The following is a 17,340-nucleotide window of genomic DNA, read 5'->3' as shown; positions in this document are numbered from 1 at the left end:
GGGCCAGGCGGGCTCGCTGACCATCGAGCCGGGCGTGGTGATCTACGCGAACACCACCAATGCGGCGAACGACTTCCTGATCGTCAACCGCGGCTCGACGATCATCGCCGACGGCACCGCGGCGCGCCCGATCATCTTCACCGCGCAGCAGAACCTGACCGGCGCGGTCACCGACAGCGACCAGGGCCTGTGGGGCGGCGTCATCATCGCCGGTCGCGCGCCGGTTTCCAACTGCAACCTCTCGACCGTCACCGGCGGCGCGGTCGATTGCGAGAACGTGGTCGAAGGCACCGGCAACGCGCTCTACGGCGGTGCCACCCCGGGCGACAATTCGGGCGTGCTGCGCTATGTCCAGATCCGTTATTCGGGCACCGTCATCAGCCCGAACAACGAGCTTCAGGGCCTGACCACCGGCGGCGTCGGCAGCGGCACGACCATCGAGTTCCTCCAGGTCCACAACAGCTCGGACGACGGCGTCGAAATCTTCGGCGGCACGCACAACGGCCGCAACTGGGTGATCACCGGCGCCGACGACGACGGCCTGGATACCGATGTGGGCTGGCGCGGTTTCCTGCAGTTCATGCTGGTCATCCAGCGGCCGAACAACACGCAGTCCGACAACTACGTGATGGAAATCGACTCGAACAACAATGAAGACGCGCTGCCGCGTCAGTTCGGTCGGATCGCGAACTTCACCTTCGTCCACACCAGCACGGGCACGAACGCCGGCCTGCGCCTGCGTGGCGGCGCCGACTTCACCTTCGTCAACGGCATTCTGGCGAGCCCCCAGCCCTGCCTGAACATCGTCGCCGGTGCGGTCGTGAACGGCGAAGCCACCACCATCCGCGCCGCCAATTCGGCGCTGCAGGATGTCGGTCCGCCGACCTTCAACTCGGTCTATTTCGCCTGCGGTGCCGCCTTCTCGGCGGAAACGACCCAGGGCGGCGTGACGGTGACCAATGCCCAGCAGCTGGCGGTCGTCAATGCCGGCACCAACAACGTGACCAACGGCACCGCGGCGGGCGCGGTCGCCAACGTCTACCTGCCCGGCACGGCGGCGCTGGCGGTGACACCGTTCGCGGCAGCGTCGCTCAATCCGGCGGGGTCGTCGTTCCTGGTGAACACGACCTATGTCGGCGCGATCAGCGGGCCGGCGGACACCTGGTACCAGGGTTGGACGTGCAACTCGAACCGCGCCAACTTCGGCGCGACGAGCGGGAACTGCACCACCGTTCCCAGCACCTGAGCCACGGACGTCACGGGAGCGGGGCAGCGCGACGCTGCCTCGCTCCCTCGTGCTTTCCAGACCCCTGATCCGGATATCAAAGATGAAAAAGCAACTCGCATTCGGAACGCTGCTGCTCCTGTCCTCGCACCTGGTGGCGCCCATCGCGCTGGCGCAGGACGCGGCCGCCGGTGACGCCCAGTCGACGCCGCCCGCGGGCCAGACCGTTGACCCGGGCCAGACCGCCGAGCCGGATCAGGTCGAGGAAGAGGTCGAGATTTCCGCGCCCGGCGCGTCGGACTCGAGCGAGGACATCGTCGTCGTCGGCCGCAACATCCCCAATGTGATCCGCGCGACGCCGCAGGTGATCTCGGTCCTGTCGACCGCCGACATCGAACGCACGGGTGAAGGCGACATCGCCGGCGCGCTCCAGCGCGTCACCGGCCTCAGCGTCGTCGGCAACGGCTTCGTCTATGTCCGCGGCCTGGGCGATCGCTATTCCTCCTCGCTGCTCAACGGTTCGCCGCTGCCCAGCCCCGAACCGCTGCGCCGCGTCGTGCCGCTCGACATCTTCCCGACCAATCTCGTCGCCTCGGCGCTGGTCCAGAAGAGCGCGTCGGCCAATTATCCCGGCGAATTCGGCGGCGGCGTGATCAATCTGACCACCCGTGCGGTGCCCAAGGAAAGTTTCCTCGACTTCGGCGGCAGCGTCGGGTTCGACACCGTCACGTCGAGCGAACTCGGCTATGTCTATGACGGCGGTTCGGCCGATGTCTTCGGCTATGACGACGGCGAGCGCAGCGTGCCGGGCTTCATCAACGAAGCCGGTCGCAACATCACCTCAATCAACTCGTTCTCGCAGCTGGCCACGCTGTCGAACGCGCCGACCACGCTGTTGCAGGAACAGGCACAGCTTCCGGCCAACTGGTCGGGCGAGGTCAGCGCGGGCACGTCGTTCGACGTCGGCGCGACGCGGATCGGCCTGATCGCGGCGGGCGGCATCTCCAACGGCTGGCGGACGCGTGACGCAATCCAGCAGACCACCGACGACGGCACCGGCGCGGGCATCAACCGCGATTTCCGCACGGTCCTGACCGACAACCGCATCATCGTAAACGGCCTGATCGGGATCGGCGCCGAGTTCGGCGAACAGCGGGTGCGTCTGACCAACCTCTACGTCCACGACACGCTCAAGCAGGGCCGGCTCGGTGCGGGCACCGGCTCGAACATCGGCGGCTTCATCGACGGCAACGCGCCGTTCATCGAACAGAATACCAACTGGTTCGAGCGCCAGCTGTTCACGACACAGTTTGTCGGCGAGTTCGAGATCGGCCAGCTCAACATCGATGTGCGCGGCGCCTATGCGAACACCAAGCGCGAGTCACCCTATGAGCGCGCCTTCCGCTATGAATACAGCCCGGTCGTCGGCGATTACGTCAACAATCTGGGCGGCAGCAGCAACCAGAGCGCGACGGTCTCGTTCAACGACCTGAACGAAGACCTGTGGTCGGGTGCGGTCGATTTCAGCTACGAGCTCAATTTCGACCGGCCGATCACCGTGTCGGCGGGTTATGCCTATCAGGACTCCGACCGCAGCTCGAGCCGTTACGAATTCCGTTATCGCGCACGCGGCGGTGCCCTGGGCCTCGCCTTCTCGCAGCTGCGCCCGGACTTTCTGCTCTCGGACTTCAACATTCTGAACGGCTGCGACCGCGCCGCGCTCAACCTCGCCGCCGACGAAAGCTGCATCTTCCTGGAGAACCAGTCGACCCAGCTCGGTGCCGCGGCCTATGACGCGTCGCTGCGCATCCATGGCGTCTATGCCCAGCTCGAGGGCGAGATCATCGATGGCATGCGCATCACCGCCGGCGTGCGTTACGAGGACGCGATCGAGGAAGTGCTGCCGTCCGGCGGCAATGTCCCCGCAACGCTGATCGCGAACGACTATTGGCTGCCGTCGGCGACGCTGACGTGGAATTTCGCATCCGACATGCAGCTGCGGCTGCACACGTCGGTGACCGTCGCGCGTCCGCAGTTCCGCGAACTGGCGCGCCAGATCTACCAGGATTATGAATCGGATCGCCAGTTTCTCGGCAACCCGTTCCTAATCGATTCGCAGCTGTGGAATTCGGAGGCGCGGTTCGAGTGGTTCTTCGCGCGCGAACAGCGGCTTACCGTCGCCGGTTTCTACAAGCGCATCCAGAACCCGATCGAACAGGTCTCGTTCTTCCCGGCGGGTACCGACGCGATCCAGACCGGTTTCTCGAACGCGCCAGCGGCGCAGCTTTACGGCGGCGAAATCGAAGCTGTGAAATACGTGCCGCTCGACACGCTGGGTGACTTTTTCGCCAGCCGCCGCCTGCTGCTGCTGGCCAACTATACCTACACCCAGTCGGAACTGATCATCGGAAACCAGGGTGTTCCCGACCCGCTGAACAATCTGCTGCGACCCGCCAACCTGCTGTTCCAGGATGGCGCGCCGCTGACCGGTCAGTCGGACCATCTGGTCAACCTTCAGCTCGGCATCGAGGACACCAAGAGCCTGTCGCAGCTGACCGTGCTGTTCAACTATGCGAGCGAGCGCGTCACCAACCGCGGGCCGACCTCGGCTTCGGGCGGCGTCCGCCTGCCCGACCTGACCGAGCGGCCGGGCATCCGCCTCGACGTCGTCGCGCGCCAGGGCATCCGCTTCGGCGAGCGCGAATTCGAGCTCAAGTTCGAGGGCCGCAACCTGACCGGCACGCGCTATCAGGAGTTCCAGGACTTCGGAAACGGCGTCCGGATCGACAACAACACCTATGATCTGGGCCGCATCTTCACGGTGGGCCTGACCGCCAAGCTGTGATCGCCGGCTAAAGGGCCGATCGGTTTCCCCCCGCTGGGCCCGGACTTCGGTTCGGGCCCGTCTTTTTGCAGGCTTACCCGGTCACCCGATCCAGGCGCGTTCCCGAAACCACTTGGTCAGGACATATTTCGTCCCTGCACGCACCTTCATGCCGTGGTGGATCGTCGCCGGATTGGGCGTGCCATCGGGGCGGTTGTTGTTCCAGGCAAGCAGCTTGCCGCGTTCGGGCTGAATCGTCTTGTCGATCGCCTTGAACCGCGTCGCGCCGCCCGCTTCGGGCACGTTGAGATACAGCATGACCGTCCAGGTGCGGTTGCCCGACCGGCCGCAGAACCGCTCGAAATCGACACCTTGGGGCGAGAAATAATCGGTGTGCGGCTTGAACTCCTGGCCGACCGCATAACGCTGCCCCTGCAGCGGTTCGCCATGGGCGGGATCGATGCCGCAGAAGCGGTTGATGCGTGCCTCCACCTCCTGGGCCAGCGGATTTGCGGCATCGAAATCACAGGTTTCGCTGGTCCGGAAATAGGCATCGCCGTTGGGATCGGCGATCGTCGACGGCCGTCGATCGCGATCGATCCGGCCGATCAACGCATCGCAAAGCGCCGCATCGAGGAAATCTCGACAGACGAACAGCGTGACTTTGGGACTCGGCACGCGCTGCACGCGCGGTTGCCTCATGATCTGTGCGATGATCGGTTCGCCGGGGTGGCCTGAACCCAGCCGGGTGATTGAAAGGTCGCGCGTCGCCATGCCGTTTATCATGCCCAAACCGGCATCGCCGCACCAGTCGTGGCGGCCGATCCGCCGCGCCGTCCCGCACCGATCCTTTGAAAGAATAATGTCACATCTTGTTCGTAATTGCGGCTTGGAAAAGTCGGCGCATCCGCCGGCAATTCGCGTCCGCGGACCCGCAACAGCGGGCGGGACGGCAGCGCCGGGGGCTTTGAACGGTGGGCGATATGGAGCGGCGACCGGAAGACGTGGCGGCCGAACCGCATCGATTGGCAGCATCGTCGGAAGGATGGGCCCTGCCGGTTGCCTCGATCGAACAGGTGACCGGGGCGTTGCAGGACCGCCGGGCGCGCCAGCAGCCCATTCGTTTCACCTTGGCCGAAGGTGCATCGGCCGACGATGTCGCGGGCTGGCTGTTCGACGCGATGGTCGATGATGCACGCAGTCAGGGCGCGCCCGGGCTCGATCTGGAGCCCTATTGCGGCGCATATGCCGTACGTACGCGCATCGATGGGCGGCAGCAGACGCTCAGCATTCTGAGCGCGCCCATCAGCGCTGCGGTCCGCGCGATCCTCGCGCCCTCGGCCGATCTGGGCGAGCGGACGGTCGCCCGCACGATCGGGGATACGCGCGAGTTCATGTCGGTCAGCGCGCTCGATTGTGCCGAGGGACGCCGGATCCATATCGAGTTCAAGGCCGCCGCCACCGCGCCGCGCATGATCGCACTGGGCGGGGCGTCGCACGGGACGCGCCAGCGCCTGTCGCGACTGCTCGACCGGGCTGAGGGCGTCATCCTGGTCGGGGGCCTGCCCGGTTCGGGCCGGCATTCGACGATAACGGCGATGCTGCAGCATATGGCGTCGCGCGGGCGCAGTGTCCTGGCGCTCGGCGACCGGCCGTCCGCGCCGATCGCGGGCCTGGGCCATGTCCCCGTCACCGAACCCGGTGCTTCGGGCATTGCCGAGATGCTTCGTGCAGCCGCGCGGCATCAGCCAGACGCGATCGCTTTCGACGGCATCGCCGATCGCGCACTGATGGAACTTGCGCTCCAGAGCGCCCAGCCCCAACCGATGACGATCGCGCGCACCGATGCGGCCGACGCGATCGGCGCGATCCTGCAGCTTCGCGCGCTCCGGATCGATCCGTTTCTGATCGCCGGATCGTTGCGTGCGGTGATGGCGCAGCGGCTGGTCCGCCGGCTTTGCCCGGAATGCCGCTTCCCGGTCCAGGCGGCACCGTCGGTTTCGGCGCTGCTCGGCTTCGATCCCGGCGCAATCGTATATCAGGGCGCGGGCTGTGACGCTTGTGGAGGAACCGGGTTCCAGGGCTTCATCGCCGCGTTCGAGCTGGTCGAGGTCGATCATGCGATCCGCCGCCTGATCGCCGATGGCGGCGACGAATCCATTCTGGCCCGCCACGCCTTCTTGAAGACGCCGAACCTCGGCTCGGCGGCGCGTGCGCTGGTCCGCGAGGGCGCGACGAGTGCGGAGGAAGCGGTGCGGCTGTCGCGCGGGACGCCAATCGCCGCCTAGCCGCGACTTGGGGGTTGGGCGCGCGACTGATATGCTTGACGCCGCCCGGCCCTGCCCGCTAAGCGCGCGGCTTCGCGGCGACCGTAGCTCAATTGGTTAGAGCGCTGGTTTGTGGTACCAGAGGTTGCGGGTTCAATCCCCGTCGGTCGCCCCATTCCTCCTTCCCCAAAACCGGGAAATCAGCCGTGCCGACCGACTGGGGTTTCGACGACTTCGACGACCATGAGGGCGTCCACCTGTTCACCGATCGTGACACCGGGCTGCGCGCGGTGATCGCCATTCATTCGACGGCGCTGGGTCCGGCAGCGGGCGGCGTGCGCTACTGGCATTATGCGCACAGCGACGCTGCGATCACCGACGCGCTGCGCCTGTCGCGCGGCATGAGTTTCAAGAATGCGATGGCGGGCCTGCCGATGGGCGGGGGCAAGGGCGTCATCCTGGCTCCGTCGCCGGGCGCGGTGAAGGCCGACAGACTGCTCGCAGCGTTCGGGCGCGCGATCGACTCGCTGGGCGGGCGCTATGTGACGGCCGAGGATGTCGGCATGTCCGAAGCCGACATGATCGCGATCGCAACCACGACGCGTCATGTCTCCGGCCTTCCCGCCAGCGCCGGCAGCGCGGGCGGCGATCCGGGCCCCTACACGTCGCGCGGCGTGTATCTGGGGGTCCGCGCCGCCGCAGCACGCGCACTCGGCACCGATGACATGCGCGGCGTTCGCGTCGCGATCCAGGGGGTGGGCAGCGTCGGCGGCGGGCTCGCGCGGCTGCTCGCGGCCGACGGCGCCGTCCTGACCCTCGCCGACGTCAACCGGTCGCGCGCGCAGGCGCTTGCGGATGAGCTGGGCGCGGCGATCGCCGATCCCGATGCGGTGCTGACCCTGGACACCGACATCGTAAGCCCGAACGCCTTGGGCGCGATCCTGACCGAGGCGACGATCGCCGCGCTGCGGTGCAAGGCGGTGGCAGGCGGCGCGAACAACCAGCTTGCGACGCCCCAAGACGGGGCGCGGCTGCACGCGCGCGGCATCCTGTATGCACCCGATTACGTCATCAACGCTGGCGGCATCATCAACGTCGCGCTCGAATATCTGGGCCAGGGCGACCGGGCCGAGGTCGAGGCCCGCGTCGCGCGCATCCCGGAACGGTTGGTCCAGGTGTGGGACGAGAGCGCACGGACCGGCCAGCCCGAAGCCGATGTTGCCGACGCGATCGCGCGCCGCCTGATCGGGCGGGGCTGACCGCGCGGCGATGCTCGTCGGCTGGCTGATCCTGGCGGGACTGGCAGCAGCGGCGGGCGCGGCTCTATGGGCACTGGGGTTCAGCCGGACGCTGGCGTCGCTCGCCGGCGCGGCGATGATGCTGGCGGCGGCAGGCTATGCGCTGCAGGGGCGGCCTGCCCTGCCCGGCAGCCCCACCGGCGCGCGCGCATCGCGCGGCCAGGTCGATCCCGATACCGTGTCGATGCGCCTGAAGCTGTTCGGACGCTTCGGCAGCACCGCGCAGTTCTTCGTCGCCGCTGATGCGCTGACCCGGGTCGGATCGCCCGGTTCGGCGATCCGGCTGCTGATCGGCGCGCTTCAGGGCGATCCGCGCAACGTTGCGCTGTGGAGCGGCCTTGGTCTCGCCTATCTCGACCATGACCGCGACATCCTGTCGCCGCCCGCGCAATTCGCGTTCGAACAGGCGATCCGCGTCGACCCATCGGCACCGGGCGGCTATTATTTCTATGGCGTCGGCCGGGCGCGGACGGGTGATTTCGACCGTGCCCGCAGCTTGTGGCGCGCCGCGCTGGAACGGACCGCGCCCGGCAGCAACGCGCGCGCCGCGATTGCCGAACGGCTCGCGATGCTCGACGATTTCGCCGCGATGCAGGCGCTCGCCCCCGCCCGCCCCTGAACCACCGCCGGCGATCACATACGAATACATCGCGTCGTGCGCCGTTGCGCCGCTACGCTGGACGCACAGCCCGGAAGATACCGGTGCGCCAGCAGGAGAGGACAATGACGGCACGCGGATTTGGACGATTTGGCGTTGCGCTGGCGCCGATGGTTGCGACGTTGCTCGCATCCTGCGCGACCCTGCCGCCGACCCGGCCGGCGACGGCAGCCGATGCGACCGCGCCGGTCGACCCCTTCTGGCGCAATGCGACCGTCTATTTCCTGATGACCGATCGTTTCATGAACGGCGATCGCGGCAACGACGCCGCCATTCCCGCGGTCGGCAAGCCCGACCTGCTGCGCGGGTTTGAAGGCGGCGACATTGCCGGGGTCACGCAGCGGATCGAGGCAGGCTATTTCGACGCGCTGGGCGTCGACGCGATCTGGACCACTCCGCTGATCGAAAACGTCCACGGCGCGGTGATCGAGGGCGAATGGGGCTACAGCTATCCCTTTCACGGCTATTGGCCGCGCGACTGGAGCAAGGTCGATCCGCGGCTGGGCAGCGAGGCGGACCTCGCCCGCATGATCGACGCCGCGCATCGCCACGGCATCCGCATCATCGCCGACGTCATCATCAATCATGCCGGCGCGGTGACCGACCGCAGCGACCCGCGCTGGCCGGAAGACTGGGTCCGCCGCGGCCCGGCCTGTGATTACAAGAAATTCGCGGGCAACGTGCCGTGCGAATTGTCGTTCACGCTCCAGGACATCCGTACCGAATCCGAAACGCCGGTCGCGTTGCCCGACTTCATGGTCGAACGCTGGCGGGCGGAGGGCCGGTACGAGCGCGAGATGGCGGAGCTCGATCGCTTCTTCGCGCGCACCGGCTATCCGCGCGCACCCAAATACTACATCGTCAAATGGCTGACCGACTGGGTACGCGATTATGGCGTCGACGGCTTTCGCGTCGATACCGCCAAGCACACCGACCCCGAAATCTGGGGTGTCCTGAAGCGTGAGGCGGAGATCGCGCTCGCCGAATGGCGCGCGCGCAACCCCGACCGGATCGCCGGCGACAAGCCCTTCTATATGGTCGGCGAGGTGTTCAATTTCGGCCTCGACGGCTTCGGCCACGCGCGCGAGCGCCGCTATGACTATGGCGACCGCCAGGTCGATTTCTATCAGCACGGCTTCGACGCGCTGATCAACATGGGCTTCCCGACGCATGCCGCGCTGCCGATGCCCGAACAGCACCGCATTTTCGACGCCGACCTGAACGGCGGCAATTTTGCGGGGCGCGGCGTGCTCAACTATCTCGCGTCGCACGACGACATGAACCCGTTCGATCCGACACGGGCGACTGCGCGCGACGACGCGACGCGGCTGATGCTGAGCCCGGGCGGCGCGCAGATCTACTATGGCGACGAGATCGGGCGCTCGCTGGTCGTGCCGGGCACGCGCGGCGACGCGACCCTGCGCTCGAACTTCGACTGGTCGGCGGTGGAGCGCAACGCCGCGCTTCTCGATCACTGGCGGCGGCTCGGGCGCTTTCGCAAGGCGCATCCGGCGCTCGGTGCGGGCAAGCACCGCGAACTGTCGCGCGCGCCCTATACCTTCGCGCGCGTGCTGGAGGGTTCGCGCGGCAGCGACCGCATCGTCGTCGCGGCGGGCGTCACACCCGGCGCGAACAGCATCGTGGTCGACGACGTGTTCGCCCCGGGCACGAGGGTGCGCGACGCCTATAGCGGCGAGGAGTCGACCGTGCGCGGCGACCGCGTGGCATTGACGAAGAGCGCGGACGTCATCCTGCTCGAAATGCTCTGACGCGGGCCGCTCAGCGCGCGCCCGGCCAGGCCTCGAACGGCAGGTCAAGCGCCTCGGCGACCGCCGGGTGGCGGATCTTGCCCCCCGACACGTTGAGCCCGTTGGCCAGGTGGCGGTCCGCCTGCATCGCCGCCTCGGCACCATGGTCGGCGAGCCGGATGACAAAGGGCAGCGTCGCGTTGTTGAGCGCAAACGCGCTGGTACGCGCCACCGCGCCCGGCATGTTGGCCACGCAATAATGAATGACGCCCTCCTCGACATAAACCGGGTCGTCGTGGGTCGTCGCGCGCGAGGTTTCGAAACAGCCCCCCTGATCGATCGCGATATCGACGAGCACCGAACCGCGCTTCATGGTCTTGAGCATCTCGCGCGTGACCAGCTTGGGCGCGGCGGCGCCGGGGACCAGCACCGCGCCGATCACCAGATGCGCGCTGCGCACCGCCGCCGCGATCGCCGCCTTGCTCGCATAGGCGGTCTTGATCGTGCTGCCGAAATGCATGTCGAGTTCGGCGAGGCGGTCGTTGTTGATGTCGTAGATGGTCACGTCGGCGCGCTGTCCGGTCGCCATCTGCGCCGCGTTGATGCCCGACACGCCGCCACCCAGGATCGCGACCTTGGCCGGCGCGACGCCGGGCACGCCGCCCAGCAGCACCCCGCGCCCGCCCTGTTCCTTTTCCAGATAATGCGCACCGACCTGAATCGACATCCGCCCCGCCACCTCGCTCATCGGCTTGAGCAGGGGCAGCGACCGGCTGTCGGACGTCACCGTTTCATATGCGATGCAGGTCGCCCCGGCTGCCATCAGCCCCTCGGCCTGCGGCTTGTCGGCGGCCAGGTGGAGATAGGTGAACAGCGTGTGCCGCGATTCGAGCAGCGCGATTTCGGACGGCTGCGGCTCCTTGACCTTCACGATCATGTCCGCGCCCGCGAACACCGACGCCGCATCCGGCAGGATGGTCGCGCCGGCGGCGACGTAATCGGCATCCTCGAAATCGATCCCCATGCCCGCCTTTGTCTCGACGACGACCTGATGTCCGCGCGAAACCAGTTCGGCCACCGAAGGCGGGGTCAGGCCGACGCGATATTCGTGGTTCTTGATTTCCTTGGGCACGCCGATGCGCATGGTCACTCTCCTCGTCGCTGGCCTCGTCGCCGGTCGCGCGTGTCATAGCGCGAGCGTGCGGCGGATGTCTTTGCAAAGGCAGCGGTGGCAGCACCACACTTTTGCATGAACCCTGCGCCAATCCGCGCTAGGATGCGCAAGTCATGCAGACCGATCGAATCGACCTCGCCATCCTCAGCCATCTGTCCGCGCATGCACGGACTTCGGTCAGCGAGCTCGCCGCGCGAGTCGGGCTGTCGCAATCGGCGTGCACGCGGCGGATCCAGGCGCTGGAGGCAGCCGGGTTGCTTCGCGGCTATGGCGCGCGGATCGATCATCGCGCCCTGGGGTTCAAGGTCATCGCGCTGGTCGACATCAAGCTCGGCACACAGGTCGAGGAGGATCTGGCGCAGTTTGAACGCGCGATCGGCGCGATCGACGGGATCGTCGAATGCGCGCTTGTTTCCGGATCGCAGGATTACCGGCTGAAGGTACTGTGTCGCGACCTCGACGATTATGAGCGGCTGCATCGCGAACATCTCGGCCGCCTGCCCGGCGTCCACACGATCAGCTCCAGCTTCGTGCTCCGCGCGGTACCGACCCGGTCGGAGGCCGATGCACTGTTCGGCGAACGGTGCCCCTGAGTCGGCCTGTTGCAAGCGCGAACGCATGGTGATACCGGCGCGGCCAGGCTTTTCGGGCGGATTGTTTCGGAAGCACGGTATCGTTTCGATGATTTTGACCTCATTTCCGACTGACTTCCGGCCTTGACCAGCGCCGGCTCCGCCTCAGTGCAGGCCACACCCGACGCAGACGAAGCCGCTGCGCCGCACCATCGCGAACAGGCCGTGTGGAAACTCGCCGTGTCGGCGATTGGCGTCGTGTTCGGCGACATTGGCACCAGCCCGCTTTACGCGTTCCGCGAAACCTTTGCGGGCCACCATCCGCTCGCGCTCGATACCCAGCATGTGATGGGTGTCATCAGCCTGATGTTCTGGTCGATGATGGTGGTGGTGACGCTGAAATACGTCCTCATCATCCTGCGCGCCGACAACAAGGGCGAAGGCGGCAGCCTGGCGCTGCTCGCGCTGATTTCCGGCAAGACGCGAAACCGGCGCTGGACGGCCGGGATCATCCTGCTGGGCGTGTTCGCCACCGCGCTTTTCTATGGCGACAGCATGATCACGCCGGCGGTGACGGTGCTTGGCGCGGTCGAGGGGCTCGCGGTCGCCGCGCCCGGCTTTGGCGGCCTCGTGCTGCCCGCGTCGGTGTTCATCCTGATCTTCCTCTTTTCGATCCAGCGCAACGGGACGGCGCGGATCGGCGCGTTCTTCGGCCCGATCATGATGGCGTATTTCATCACCATCGCGACGCTCGGCGCGATCAGCATTTCGCAAAGCCCGGCAGTGCTCGGCGCACTGTCCCCGCATCATGCCGTGCTGTTCTTCGCGGACGAGCCGCTCGCCGCGTTCCTGGCGCTGGGCTCGGTGGTGCTGGCGGTGACCGGGGCGGAGGCGCTCTATGCCGACATGGGTCACTTCGGCCGCAATCCCATCCGCCTGTCGTGGCTGTGGTTCGTGCTGCCCGCGCTGATGCTCAACTATATGGGCCAGGGCGGACTGCTGCTGCGCGACGGCGTGCTCGCGCTCGAAAGCCCCTTCTACCTGCTCGCGCCCGAAAGCCTGCGCTTCCCGCTCGTCATCCTGGCGACGATGGCGGCGATCATCGCCAGTCAGGCAGTCATCTCGGGTGCGTTTTCGGTTACGCAACAGGCGATCCAGCTCGGCTTCATGCCGCGCCTGCGCATCGATCACACCAGCGCATCGACGGCGGGACAAATCTATATCCCGCTCATCAACTGGCTGCTGATGACGATGGTCATCCTGCTCGTGCTCATCTTCCAGAGCTCGTCCAATCTCACCTCGGCCTATGGCATCGCGGTGACCGGCGCGATGTTCATCGACACGTGCCTGCTGACCGTGCTGCTGTTCTCGCTGTGGAAGTGGCGGTGGTATTTCTCCGTGCCGCTGCTCGCGCTGCTGTTCGTGGTCGACGGTGCCTATTTCCTCGCCAACCTGACCAAGGTCCCCGACGGCGGCTGGTTCCCGCTGCTTGTCGGCCTCGTCATCTTCACCTTCCTCACCACCTGGTCGAAGGGTCGGATGCTGATGATCGAGCAACTGCGCCGTTCCGCCATGCCGATCCAGGTGTTCATCTCGTCGGCCGCCAATTCGGCGACGCGCGTGCCGGGAACCGCCGTGTTCATGACCAGCACCCCCGATGGCGTGCCCCACGCGCTGCTCCACAATCTGAAGCACAACAAGGTTCTGCACGACCGGGTCATCCTGTTGACCGTCAAGATCAAGGACGAACCCTATGTCGCCGACGATTGCCGGGTCGAGCTGGAGGATCTCGGCCAGGGCTTTCATCGCATGATCCTGCGCTACGGCTTCATGCAGGAGGCCGATGTGCCCGCCGCGCTGAAGCAGGTGCGCGATTGCGGATCCGAGTTCCGAATGATCGAAACCAGCTTCTTCCTCGCTCGCCAGACCCTGCTGCCGTCGGACAAGCCGGGCATGATGCTGTGGCGCGAAAAGCTGTTCGCTTGGATGCTCCGCAACGCCGAAAGCGCGATGGAGTTTTTCCGCCTGCCGACCAACCGTGTCGTCGAGCTGGGCAGCCAGGTCGAGATTTGACCGACGCCCGCGACGCCGCGCGCGGACCCGTGATCGTCAGCGCGCTGTTCGGTCCAGCCGACTTCGCGTGGCTCAATGGTCTGCGTCAGCGCCACTTCCCGCCCGAGCGCAACCAGCTCGACGCGCACCTTACCTTGTTCCACCATCTGCCCCCCGACCTGCTCCGCGAACTGAAGCAGCGCCTGAACGCGGCGACGCGGGGGCAGCCCCGCCCCGACGCCCGCATCGCCGGGCTGATGAACCTGGGCGGTGGCGTTGCCTTTCGCGTCGAATCGCCCGGGCTCGCGATGATCCGCGACGAACTGGCGGAGGCGTTCGCCCCGCTTCTGGTGCCGCAGGACCGCGCCGGATGGCGACCGCATGTGACGATCCAGAACAAGGTGCCGGCGCGCGCCGCCCGCGCGCTGCTCGACGAACTCGCCGCCGGCTTCACGCCACGCCCGCTCGTCATTTCCGGCCTTGCCGCATGGGAATATCGCGGCGGGCCCTGGGCCCCGCTGTCGCGCCACATGTTCGCTTGACCGTCGCGCGCGACGCCCCTATGTCGCGCGCTCGCCGACCGCGATGCCGGTATTCTGGGGCGGAGTAGCTCAGTTGGTTAGAGCAGCGGAATCATAATCCGCGTGTCGGGGGTTCAAGTCCCTCCTCCGCTACCATCGCGATATTCGGCGGGCTCAGTTTCCCGCTGCCGCCGCCTCGATGATCGGCACGAATTTCGCCGCGGTCAGGCTGGCGCCGCCGACCAAGGCGCCGTCGACATTCTCGGTAAACAGGATCGCGCCCGCATTCGCGCCCGTCACCGAGCCGCCATAAAGGATGCGGATGCCCGCTGCAGTATCGCCGATCATCTGGCGCAGCTTGGCGCGCGCGATCGCATGGATGCAGGCGATTTCCTCCAGCGTCGGGGTCCGGCCGGTGCCGATCGCCCAGCGCGGTTCATAGGCCAGCGTGAACCAGTCGCCGGTCGCGTCCTCGGGCACCGACTTCTCGATCTGCGCCTGGACGACGCGCTCGGCGCGGCCGGCCTCGCGCTCGGCCTCGGTCTCGCCCACGCACAGGATGACCTGCATCGCATGGCGGTGCGCGGCCGCCGCCTTGGCCCAGGCGTCGTGGCTCGTTTCGTTCTGGTCGGCGCGGCGCTCGCTGTGCCCGACGATCACGACGCGCGCGCCCGCTTCGACCAGCATCGGCGCGGACAGGCAGCCGGTATGCGCGCCCGCATCATTGGCATGGACGTCCTGCGCACCGATCCAGACGCCTTCGCCCCGGCTCGCCGCGGCCGCGATCAGCGTCGCCGGCACGCACAGCGCGACGTCGACATCGGGGTGCACGCGCGCAGCGGCCGCGATCGCCGCCACCGCGTCCAGGTCGCGCGCCATCCCGTTCATCTTCCAGTTGCCCGCCACCAGCTTGCGTCGCGTCATGCCTGTCCCTCCCGCTCGTTGCGTCCGCGATTAGCGCAGTCCGGCACGCGCACAAGCTTGAAAGCCCCGGCGCGCCCGCCTAGGACCCGGTTTCCAGGAACCTCAACCGATCGGCCTCCCGTCAATGCTCTCAGTCTTTCGTCGCCTGATCTTCTCGCGCATCGGTGGAATCGTCACGCTCGTCTTCCTGGTCGTGATCGCGCTGGCGTTTGCTGCGGGCGACATCACCGGCCTGCGCTCGGGTGCCCCGGCGGCGACCAGCGTCGCGCGCGTCGGCGACGAGGACATTACCTCGACCGAACTGATCCAGCGTGCCCGTCTTGAGGTCGAGGCCGCACGCCAGCGCAACCCGCTCGCCGACATGAGCCAGTTCATCGCGGCGGGGGGTCTCGAAAGCGTGCTCGACCAGCTGATTTCCGGTCAGGTGCTGCGCCAGTTCGCGACGGACGCGGGAATGGTCGTGAGCCAGAAGTTCGTCGATGGCCAGATCGCGAGCATCCCCGCCTTCCAGGGCTTCGACGGCAAGTTCAACCAGCAGACCTATGAACAGCGGCTGCGCGAACGCGGCATCACCTCCGAACAGCTTCGCGACGATATCCGGCGCGAGACGCTGGCGGGATGGCTGATCAACCCGACGATCGGGGCGCGGCAGATTTCGGCGGCGATGGCGGCACCCTATGCCTCGCTCCTGCTCGAGCGGCGCGAGGCGCTGATCGGCTTCATCCCCAGCGAGGCGGTGGACGCCGGCGGCCCGCCCGACGACAAGGCGCTGCAGGCCTATTATGGCCGCAACCGGCCCCGCTACACGATCCCGGAACGCCGCACCGTGCGTTATGCGCTGGTGACCCCGCAATCGGTCGCCGGCCAGACCACGCCCAGCGACGCGGAAATCGCCCAGGCCTATCAGCGTGATGCCGCGCGGTTCGCCGCGAGCGAGCAGCGCACCGTGCGTCAGGTGGTGATCGCCGATCAGGCCGCCGCCAACCGGCTGGCAGCGCAAGTGCGCGGCGGCACGAGTCTCGAGGCAGCGGCGCGCACCGCCGGCTTTGAACCGACGCTGTTCACCGAAGTCAGCAAGGCCGATCTCGGCCGCCAGACCGCGCCAGCCGTGGCCGACGCCGCCTTTGCCGCCGCGCAGGGCGCGGTCGCGGGGCCCGTGCGCTCGCCGCTCGGCTGGCACGTGGTGCGGGTCGAGGCGGTCCGCGTCGTCCCTGCGCGGACGCTCGCCCAGGCGCGCGAGGCGCTGGCTTCCGAACTGCGTCAGGCCAAGACCGTGGCTGCGCTGAACGCGATGCAGAGCAAGCTGGACGACGGCATTTCCGAAGGGTCGACCTTCGACGAGCTGGTCACCGACGCCAAGCTGAAGGCGCAGTCGACCGGGTCGGTGCTGGCCAACGGCCTCAACCCGGATGCGCCGGCCCAACCCGATCCGGCGCTGGCCCGGATCATCCAGGCGGGTTTCGCCGCCAACCAGGGCGACGATCCCGAAGTGGTTCAGGTCGGTGAAGACGGTACCTTCGCGCTCGTCGCGCTCGGCGCGATCCAGGAAGCCGCCCCGCCGCCGCTGGCACGGGTGCGCGACGCAGTGCTGCGTGATTTCGTCGCCGAACGCGCCTTCGATCGCGCGCGCACGATTGCTGAGGGGGTCGCGGCCAAGGTCAATGCCGGCACCGCGCTGCCCGACGCGATGCGCCAGACCGGGCTCAAGCTGCCCGCCCCGACGCCGGCAAAGCTCTCGCGCGCGCAGCTCGCCGCGCAGCAGCGCAACCGCGAGGCCCAGGTGCCGCCAGCGATCGAGCTGATGTTCGCGATGACCGAGAAGCGCGCCAAGATTGCGCGCGGCGACAATACGAGCGGCTGGTTCGTCGTGTATCTGGAGGACATCATCCCCGGCGATGCCAAGGGCAATGCGCAGCTGATCGGCGCAAGCCGCTCCGCGCTGGGCGGGGTGATCGGTCGCGAATATGCCGAACAATTCGTGAAGGCGGCCGAAGCAGAGGCCGGCGTCAAGCGCAACCTGGGCGCCTTGAACAAGGTCCGCAGCGACCTTGCCGGCCAGTCCGCGCCGACGCCGTGA

The 17,340-nt window shown here is 67.3% G+C and carries 13 protein-coding genes and 2 tRNA genes; 12 read left to right on the top strand and 3 right to left on the bottom strand.

Annotation, left to right across the window (positions count from 1 at the left end; genetic code table 11):
- Both AX709_RS18815 and AX709_RS02430 read left to right on the top strand, forming a co-directional pair.
- The coding region (locus AX709_RS18815; protein WP_066546426.1) for a hypothetical protein at positions 1-1,246 on the top strand (1,246 nt) is incomplete at its 5' end.
- A gap of 82 nt (positions 1,247-1,328) precedes the next feature.
- On the top strand, positions 1,329-4,070 hold the full coding sequence (locus tag AX709_RS02430; protein ID WP_066479758.1) for a TonB-dependent receptor domain-containing protein: 2,742 nt from the start codon (positions 1,329-1,331) through the stop codon (positions 4,068-4,070).
- An 81-nt stretch (positions 4,071-4,151) separates the two neighbouring features.
- Here the strand turns inward: AX709_RS02430 and AX709_RS02425 are convergent, their stop codons facing one another.
- Positions 4,152-4,823 (bottom strand): prolyl hydroxylase family protein, encoded by a 672-nt coding sequence (locus AX709_RS02425; RefSeq protein ID WP_066546423.1) that lies wholly within the window; start codon positions 4,821-4,823, stop codon positions 4,152-4,154.
- Between the two features lie 209 nt (positions 4,824-5,032).
- On the opposite strand from AX709_RS02425, the gene AX709_RS02420 reads away from it, so the two are divergent.
- From AX709_RS02420 to AX709_RS02400, 5 genes are all read left to right on the top strand, one after another.
- Entirely contained in the window at positions 5,033-6,337 is a 1,305-nt protein-coding gene (locus tag AX709_RS02420; protein WP_066546420.1) for an ATPase, T2SS/T4P/T4SS family, read from the top strand.
- 77 nt (positions 6,338-6,414) lie between these two features.
- Positions 6,415-6,491 (top strand) — tRNA-His (locus AX709_RS02415).
- 31 nt (positions 6,492-6,522) lie between these two features.
- Positions 6,523-7,575: a Glu/Leu/Phe/Val family dehydrogenase gene (locus AX709_RS02410; protein ID WP_066546418.1), complete on the top strand. Its 1,053-nt coding sequence runs from the start codon at positions 6,523-6,525 to the stop codon at positions 7,573-7,575.
- Between the two features lie 10 nt (positions 7,576-7,585).
- A complete protein-coding gene (locus tag AX709_RS02405) occupies positions 7,586-8,233 on the top strand; it encodes a tetratricopeptide repeat protein (protein WP_066546409.1) in 648 nt (215 codons plus the stop codon).
- A gap of 104 nt (positions 8,234-8,337) precedes the next feature.
- On the top strand, positions 8,338-10,041 hold the full coding sequence (locus AX709_RS02400; protein ID WP_066546407.1) for an alpha-amylase family glycosyl hydrolase: 1,704 nt from the start codon (positions 8,338-8,340) through the stop codon (positions 10,039-10,041).
- A gap of 10 nt (positions 10,042-10,051) precedes the next feature.
- On the opposite strand, the gene ald is transcribed toward AX709_RS02400, so the two are convergent.
- Positions 10,052-11,164, bottom strand: a complete 1,113-nt coding sequence (gene ald, locus AX709_RS02395; protein WP_066479774.1) for an alanine dehydrogenase — start codon at positions 11,162-11,164, stop codon at positions 10,052-10,054.
- 143 nt (positions 11,165-11,307) lie between these two features.
- Between ald and AX709_RS02390 the strand changes: the two genes are divergently transcribed.
- The 4 genes from AX709_RS02390 (at position 11,308) to AX709_RS02375 (ending at position 14,495) form a co-directional block, all read left to right on the top strand.
- Positions 11,308-11,787 (top strand): Lrp/AsnC family transcriptional regulator, encoded by a 480-nt coding sequence (locus tag AX709_RS02390; RefSeq protein ID WP_066479776.1) that lies wholly within the window; start codon positions 11,308-11,310, stop codon positions 11,785-11,787.
- 147 nt (positions 11,788-11,934) lie between these two features.
- Positions 11,935-13,839: a potassium transporter Kup gene (locus AX709_RS02385; protein WP_066546405.1), complete on the top strand. Its 1,905-nt coding sequence runs from the start codon at positions 11,935-11,937 to the stop codon at positions 13,837-13,839.
- On the top strand, positions 13,836-14,360 hold the full coding sequence (locus AX709_RS02380) for a 2'-5' RNA ligase family protein (RefSeq protein ID WP_066546403.1): 525 nt from the start codon (positions 13,836-13,838) through the stop codon (positions 14,358-14,360). The genes AX709_RS02385 and AX709_RS02380 overlap by 4 nt, the downstream gene beginning before the upstream one ends.
- A 58-nt stretch (positions 14,361-14,418) precedes the next feature.
- Positions 14,419-14,495, top strand: a tRNA-Met gene (locus AX709_RS02375).
- A gap of 18 nt (positions 14,496-14,513) precedes the next feature.
- Here AX709_RS02375 and tpiA read toward each other — a convergent pair.
- Complete coding sequence (gene tpiA, locus AX709_RS02370) at positions 14,514-15,263, bottom strand: triose-phosphate isomerase (RefSeq protein WP_066546401.1); 750 nt, start codon at positions 15,261-15,263, stop codon at positions 14,514-14,516.
- 124 nt (positions 15,264-15,387) lie between these two features.
- Here tpiA and AX709_RS02365 point away from each other — a divergent pair, with 124 nt between their 5' ends.
- Entirely contained in the window at positions 15,388-17,340 is a 1,953-nt protein-coding gene (locus tag AX709_RS02365) for a peptidylprolyl isomerase (protein ID WP_066546399.1), read from the top strand.

It is taken from the genome of Sphingomonas sp. CCH15-F11 (assembly GCF_001557005.1).
Classification (GTDB): Bacteria; Pseudomonadota; Alphaproteobacteria; order Sphingomonadales; family Sphingomonadaceae; genus Sphingomonas.
This window is presented reverse-complemented; position numbering and strand designations above follow the sequence as displayed.